The sequence below is a fragment of the Arthrobacter humicola genome, assembly GCF_039531445.1.
GTDB classification, from domain to species: Bacteria; Actinomycetota; Actinomycetes; order Actinomycetales; family Micrococcaceae; genus Arthrobacter; species Arthrobacter humicola.
In genome coordinates, this window is record NZ_BAAAQB010000031.1 from 1 (window position 1) to 612 (window position 612).

Consider the following 612-nt stretch of genomic DNA (forward strand, 5'->3'; position numbering starts at 1 on the left):
CGAAATCCGCCGCTGCCTCAAGCGCTTCATCGCCAGACAGATCTTCCGCCAACTCCAAACACTCATGGCTTGACTCGACGCCATAGAAGGGTCGTCTAGGACGTACCGGCCTGCGTGATGGCGGGTGACCAAAATGCCGGCGGGCCGGCGGTTCCGAGCCACTTCGACGAGCGACGACTCAGCCTCGTTCAGTCACTTGTCGACAAGATTTGGGTTAGCAGTGGACACCTCGCGCCGCTCTTCCGAATATGCCAGAAGGGAAGGGCGTTGATCGCGTACCGCGGACCTGGTCGGAGTCGGGTTGGGAAGTATCGTCAGTTGCGACATAGTGTGACGCCTTCCCCGCGCAGGAACAGCCGGCGGTCAGCCGTTCCGTTCTCGATCACCCAAATCCGATGCCCCCGGTTTCCGACCGCGTCTACCCATCCGGCGTACTGGAGATCCCCCAGACACACCTAGACGCTGTCGCCTGGGCTCAGGTATTCCCACTGATGGATAGGCTGCTGGGTGGCTCGAGGCTGAAGCGCAGCTCCAGCATTCATCGCATAATCACTTTTTCCCTCCGGTTCCATGTGAGTGGATTGGATGCGGCGGGCGCACGTTTTGCACGTG